Genomic DNA, 6362 nt, shown 5'->3' on the forward strand with positions numbered 1-6362 from the left:
TGTTATTTTGTAGACAAGGCATCAGCAGCTGGCGCCGCTCCCGCCTTAAATTATTTTGGCTCTATTTTGCACTGCCCGGCAGTGTTTACACAAAATTTGGGACAGACCTTCGTTTGCACGGCATATATCCCTGCTCGATCAAGACTTCCCGCGAACCGGAGTAGTCCTCCTGGTTGGATGGCTTGATATCCTCCACACTGGAGCAGCTCGGACGATGGAATTTGCGCGTGTTGTGATGGAGTACATAGCTTGGCTCCTCCTCGGGCGATACTTGCTTGGTCGGCTCAGGAGGGGTTGCATCTGCCAATGCGCTCTCTCCGGTGGCATAGTCGATCTGCACGCCGGGTTGGACGTTGAAGGCATAGACACAAAAGCAAATTCCTGTACCGCTGTCCTCAACCGAATAGCCCTCCATGAGAACACTGCTTGCCAGCAGATTATCTCCCTCGAAAACCGGTGTCACTCGATAGAGCAAATGGTTGCCAGCCTGCTGCACATAATTGGCTACCTGATTCTCAAACGGCAGCATCCCCTCGATATTCAGATACCGCGTGCTGGTGATCAGATCGCGCTCATTTTCATTTTCGGCAGTCAGCTGATAGCCAATTAAATGACAACGATTATATATGATGTGATCGATCGGTATTATAAGGGGCAGAATGTGTCCTTGGCCGACCTCGATTTTTTAGCAAAATGCTGTTATGTTCTGGATTGCAGCGTTTCGGATCTATTGGAGTATCAGGCTCCGGAAAATACCGAACCGCCGGATTCGGTCTAATATGTAAAAAACACCTCGCAATCGGAGAACTCTCCAACTGCGGGGTGTTCGCTTTATCCTAGCCGTTTTGTAGTAGATAAACAGATTTTCAATCTCTTGGGTTGCCGTACAAAGGCAGCACGATTCGTTACTGCGTGACGAGGTAAATGTCCTGCTTATCAAAATAGATTTCACTGGTATGTCCGTAGATCTGCATCATATCATTCAGCTTTTCCGAGAAAACATGGACACCGGGATTGCCGATTGCGGCAAAGGCTTCTACGACTTTCCGCTCGATTTGCACAGCATTCTGTTTCATTTGCTTTCCGCTGTCTTGCAGAAATTCATCCACAGAACCTTCCTTGACAATCGGTATATTCTCGATGACTTTACCAACCGCTTTGCTGGCGCATCCGATGCCCTTGAGAAGATTTGTTTCCAGAGAGGCGTCACTTAGCTTTTCCAAATAGACAGAACACTGCGTAAAGATATCTCTATATGTTGCAGCCATTTTTTCGATTTCGTCTTTGGCAAAGCGGATGTTTTCCTCCTTAAAATCGCCGCTGAGCATGACCTCAATAAACGATGCCATTGAAAAAATATAAAGCGAAAGCCGAGTCACCGTTCTGAATGCAGGAACAAGAGAAGCAACACCGGCCCCTAAGGTGGAGAGCTGCGAGATTGGAATGCGGATAACCGGCTTGTCCCAAATATTGGCTCAGGTGTCAAAAAGAATGCCGTCAGCTATTTTTATCAAATCCGTATCACAGCTGTTTTGCTGCTGTATGTGTTTTGGGTCACGCGAATCAAGCAATTCTTCCATGGTGTGTCCTCCGTTTGGATCATAGGATGGTATTCTTCCATATCGCACTTTGCCCTTGGCATATCTGTAAGAAATTATCCTCTTTCCATTTTAAACCAATGCTCTATCGTTCGGCAAGTCTGTTCCTAACATTCTGCTCGGTTTTGGAGGAATATGGCGGAGAATGAAGAAAGCTGCATGGACAAATGCCATGCAGCTTTTCTGTCAATTAGACTGCCTGATTTTCTTCACGCTCGTTTGCCTGACGCAGACGCCACAGGTAATGACGCACAACAACCTCCGAACGATTATGACCCAGAGATGCAGAAACACGCAGCAGTGTATCGCGATCCCATGTATTACCCTGACTATCATGATACCGGGTAGGGCGAGATTTACCATTCTCCATGGTGCGTTCGCGGCCGCCCTTGGTCCAGACCGTCTTTTCATCAGGATACTTCATACGATTGGGATTGCCAGACAGATGATAGTGATAGACCTTTCCATCGAACCAAAAGTTAGACGGACGGATCTGTTCCGCTTCATCGCGGCGCAATTCGGTGATGCGGCAGATCTGCATAATGTGGGCCACAGCCATAGGACCGTACTTAAAACGGTGCTGCAACTGGTTCTGTACTTTTCTTCGGTATAGCTGCGGCTATGGGTGGTATCTTCTGCACGAACGGTCGGACGGTTGTCGTGCACCTGATTCATCGTACAGCTGTGCACAAACGCAAGCGCTGCTGTATTCTGCTTGATGGTTGCCGGTGAATAGGCGTTCGTGTCAATCAGATACTGGATAAATTCATGGTCATAATGACGCTTATGTGCAATCGGAAGACGATTGCAGTTAGTATGATTTCCATCCATCCAACGGGCATAGTGTGTCAAACAGTTGGCATAGCTGTTAATTGTATCGTCGATTGCTTTCAACAATATTTCCGCTCCGTTCATGAAAATCCATCTGCTGAAAAGCAGGCGTTTTTCCTCCGATCTCAAGTTTTCATAGCAGATTTTGCTCACCCCTTCATAGCATTTCTGTGGTTTGAATAGGGTAGGAGCCTAGCAAGTTCCGGTCATTGTCTATCGTTCCTCCTTCGACTGACCGTTCGGGAGGGGAATGATTTTGCGTTCGATCTCAGGTGTGCTGATATATCATACCTCGCATTTTCGCTGCGCCTGAATCAGCAGATGAAACAAAAAGAGGAATATTTATTGTTGCAATTTTTGAGCATTCGGTTTTTTACAGAACGCCAAATATGAGATACAATAGTGGCATATCTTTGGGATTGGAGGAAAATCGGATGAGCGAACGCAAAATCACCCCGGAACAGATTAACGCCTATCGTCGTCACCTGCTCACCGAGGAACGCAGCGAAGCGACAATCGAAAAATATGTACGCGATACCAACGCATTTGTAACTTGGATGAACGGCAGAACGGTCACAAAAGAACAGGCAATCGCATGGAAAGCCTGCCTGGTGGCACAACACTATGCGCCAGTTACCATCAACGCGATGCTTTCCGCGCTCAATGGTCTGTTCCAGTTCTTGGGGTGGGATGAATGCCGCGTTAAATTTTTGAAAATTCAGAAAAAGATGTTTCAAGACACGCAGCGGAAGCTGAGCCGGGCAGAATATGAGCGATTGCTGGCAGCGGCAAAAATGCGCGGCCAGGAACGGCTTGCCCTGCTGATGGAAACCATCTGCGCCACGGGGATTCGTGTGAGCGAGATTCAATATATCACAGTGGAAGCAGCCCGGCAACGGCAGACGCAAATTGCCCTAAAAGGGAAAATCCGCGTCATTCTGCTGCCCAAAAAACTTTGCAAAAAGCTGCTGCAATATGCAAAAGGGCAAAAAATAACTTCCGGTAAGATATTTCTTACCAGAAGCGGTCATGCAATCAATCGGAAACAGATTTGGGCAGAAATGAAGGCATTGTGCACTGCGGCAGGAGTCCAGCCCTCCAAAGTGTTTCCCCATAACCTGCGCCATCTGTTTGCTACGCTTTTCTATCGGATCTGCAAGGATATCGCACTGCTTGCCGATGTGCTCGGTCATTCCAGTGTGGAAACTACGAGGATCTATCTGCTGGCTTCCGGGAAGGAACATATCCGGCAGATCGAACGACTGGGCCTTATCATATAGGACGGAATCAATATTTTGTCTCTACTTTTTGCTGAGCAGCAACCAATGAAAAGTAGTTCAATCGTGTATAGTTTACCATTAAATTCTGCTTTGCGCAAGATTTTCCTTTTGTTAGGCATAATAACACTGAGTCGAGGGTCAAAACGCACCCCCGACTCTTTTTTTTGCACCCAAAAATTTATGGGAAATACTTGAAAACCAAAAAAATCTGTCAAATCACCTCTTATATATAGACAAAATATTGATTCTGTCATGAAGGAGGTGGTTTTATGTTTGGTCGCTCCGCATCGCTGATGGAGACCATAGAATCGGGCTGCTTGATACTGCCTGATTGCAGCATCTGTCTTTACAGACGCGAAAATGGCTGGCACAAAGCGCGGTGTCCATTCTCAACAAGAATTTCCGTTTGCAGCAATAAAACATGCAGTATTTGGCGCAAGAACGTTTGTATCTCCTATCATAGGAAGCCTGTACTCGCTTAATGGAGCGCTCGAATGCATCGCTTAAAACGACTCCGGCACAACCGGAAAAGAGATGAGACAGCCTGACCATCACACTGGCGGAAGAAAAATATGGATGTCCATGTGTTGTTTGGGCATTGAAATATTTGCGGTGTGTAAGTCAATTCCACAGAAGGAAAGAAAGGAGAATTTATATTTGACATGAGAAGGGCAGATATCAGAAAAAAAGCACTGGCTTGGTTGCTTAGCGCATCCATGGTTCTGGGGTTATTCCCAGCCACCGCGTTGGCAGCGAACCCTGCTCCGGTGCAGTCGCAAAACAATCCGTCCGAAGAGACTGCAACGGTGGATGTAAAATACGGCGACGTAAATCGTGAGACGGCTACCATTACGTACCACAAGAAAGGTATTGGTGCCGACCCTGTGAATTTGATATTTCTGGTGGACACTTCCACTACTGGGCGTAACTCTCACAAAGAATTGGAAACAATGTTGAATGATGTTGGCTCTGCCTATATCTACGACTACGGCGCTAACTCCACAGTACGTGTGATTACATACCAGAACACAGTGAAAGACAGCGGCACATTGTCCGGTAAATCCGGACTGTCCGGCTATATCGGCAACCATGGCATATCCGGCGAGGGTACCGCCAACGAGCCGGCAGCACTCAAACAAACGATTAAAGCTGTGCAGGAAATGCAAAACAGCAATCCTACGGTTGTATTCTGGGTGTTGGGCAGCCAATTTGGTGAGCGAGACGAGAGTTTAATCGAAGATCAGCTCAAGACGCTGGATCAAACGCTCGGGGCGGAAGATGCACTCATCACTTGGCAGCTGTCAGATACACCGAATGAAATGCTGACTCGGTATGCGACACATCATGGAGATGCACACGATCCGAATGCGGATATCATTGCCGCGCATGCAGAATCCGATCCGACGATTTTCCGTGCGGAAATGGCATCTGATTTGGAGGAAGTGGTGCATGACCACTATCACAATATCAAGTTTTCTCTCCATCTGGCCGAGGGACAGACTGTGGTATCCAAAATCACCGGCGCACACTATGAGTCGACAAGCTCCTATATCAGCATGACGGCCGTCCCCACGGCAGACGGACAAGGGATTGACGTCCAGCTGGAGCATGTTTGCCGCCAGACGGACATTGATTTCGTGATAGATGTGGAACTGAACCCTGATAAATACATTCAGGAAACCGTAATCCAGGCGGGCACCATTACTGCACCGGAAGATCATTCCAACGGCGGTCTGCACACCGGTATCTTTGATGAGGGAACGGTTTATGGCCTGACGATGCATATGCCGGCCGCCGTGATTGACCGTCGCAAGAGCACCGTGACATTTAATGCCGCAGGCGCGGGCACTGCGCCGGAGACCATCGAGCAGCTGGTCGGTACCTCTGTTACCATTCCGGATGGGACGGGGCTGAGTAATGCCGGCAGCAGCTTCGGTGGCTGGAACGTGGTCAGCGGCTCAAACGCCGGCACGCATTATAACGCGGGTGAAATCACAACCATGCCGGAAGGTGACGTTGTTTTGGAACCGGCATGGGGACATATAGAAGCCGAATTGGAAGTTGGCTCTGTCAGCGAAGCGCCTCCACCGGGAAATAATTTGGCGCTGCAGGCCAAGGCCAGCTATGGAGAAAACAGTCTTCTGGATTTCACAGGCGTGACGGTGGAAGGCGGCGGTACGGTCGGTCTTAGTGATATCAATAGTTTTTATGTCATTGATTATCCGGTACAGTATGACATCATTCAAGATGCATCTGACCCGGACCGCATTAAGTTGACCAATGTGTCAAACGCTGTGTATGCGTGCCATGTGGGAGCAACAGAAAGTGACCGGGTAGCAGCTTATCTAGTACGCAGCACGGAGGCAGGCAAATATGATATGTACGTTGCCGGTCCCGGCGGTGTAACCGCGCCCGAGGATTCCTCCGGATTTTTTTGGGGAGGAGATAGTACTTGGAGTTATGATGATACATGGGCAACCAGTGTCAAATCCATCGACCTTTCCGGGCTGAACACCGGTGGCGTCAAAAATATGAGCCAAATGTGGAAATGTCAAGAAATGTGCAGTCTGGAAACACCCAAAATCTGAAAAGCATGGTAATACAGCGCAGTTTTCCGAAGTGGAGCGTAGCGGAACGCAGGAAAACTGCGGCA

7 protein-coding genes are annotated in these 6362 nt (G+C 48.3%); 3 read left to right on the forward strand and 4 right to left on the reverse strand.

Annotation, left to right across the window (positions count from 1 at the left end; translation table 11 throughout):
• Window positions 1-85 precede the first annotated feature (85 nt).
• Window positions 86-682 (reverse strand): DNA/RNA non-specific endonuclease, encoded by a 597-nt coding sequence (locus tag ACTQ34_RS17170; protein ID WP_441364836.1) that lies wholly within the window; start codon window positions 680-682, stop codon window positions 86-88.
• Here ACTQ34_RS17170 and ACTQ34_RS17175 point away from each other — a divergent pair.
• On the forward strand, window positions 611-778 hold the full coding sequence (locus ACTQ34_RS17175; protein WP_441364830.1) for a helix-turn-helix domain-containing protein: 168 nt from the start codon (window positions 611-613) through the stop codon (window positions 776-778). The genes ACTQ34_RS17170 and ACTQ34_RS17175 overlap by 72 nt on opposite strands.
• Before the next feature lie 127 nt (window positions 779-905).
• On the opposite strand, the gene ACTQ34_RS17180 is transcribed toward ACTQ34_RS17175, so the two are convergent.
• From ACTQ34_RS17180 to ACTQ34_RS17190, 3 genes are all read right to left on the reverse strand, one after another.
• On the reverse strand, window positions 906-1349 hold the full coding sequence (locus ACTQ34_RS17180; RefSeq protein WP_441364831.1) for a hypothetical protein: 444 nt from the start codon (window positions 1347-1349) through the stop codon (window positions 906-908).
• 439 nt (window positions 1350-1788) lie between these two features.
• Window positions 1789-2022, reverse strand: a complete 234-nt coding sequence (locus tag ACTQ34_RS17185) for a hypothetical protein (RefSeq protein ID WP_441364832.1) — start codon at window positions 2020-2022, stop codon at window positions 1789-1791.
• Window positions 2019-2513, reverse strand: coding sequence for a hypothetical protein (locus ACTQ34_RS17190; RefSeq protein ID WP_441364833.1), 495 nt, complete (start codon window positions 2511-2513; stop codon window positions 2019-2021). The genes ACTQ34_RS17185 and ACTQ34_RS17190 overlap by 4 nt, the downstream gene beginning before the upstream one ends.
• A 350-nt stretch (window positions 2514-2863) precedes the next feature.
• Here ACTQ34_RS17190 and ACTQ34_RS17195 point away from each other — a divergent pair, with 350 nt between their 5' ends.
• Window positions 2864-3709 (forward strand): tyrosine-type recombinase/integrase, encoded by an 846-nt coding sequence (locus ACTQ34_RS17195; protein WP_441364834.1) that lies wholly within the window; start codon window positions 2864-2866, stop codon window positions 3707-3709.
• A 662-nt stretch (window positions 3710-4371) separates the two neighbouring features.
• The gene (locus ACTQ34_RS17200) at window positions 4372-6297 is read left to right on the forward strand and encodes a hypothetical protein (RefSeq protein ID WP_441364835.1); all 1926 of its coding nucleotides are present in this window, start codon (window positions 4372-4374) and stop codon (window positions 6295-6297) included.
• The last annotated feature ends 65 nt before the right edge of the window (window positions 6298-6362 follow it).

Origin of the sequence: Agathobaculum sp. LCP25S3_E8 (assembly GCF_052117165.1) — a bacterium.
In the GTDB taxonomy this organism is placed as follows: Bacteria; Bacillota; Clostridia; order Oscillospirales; family Butyricicoccaceae; genus Agathobaculum.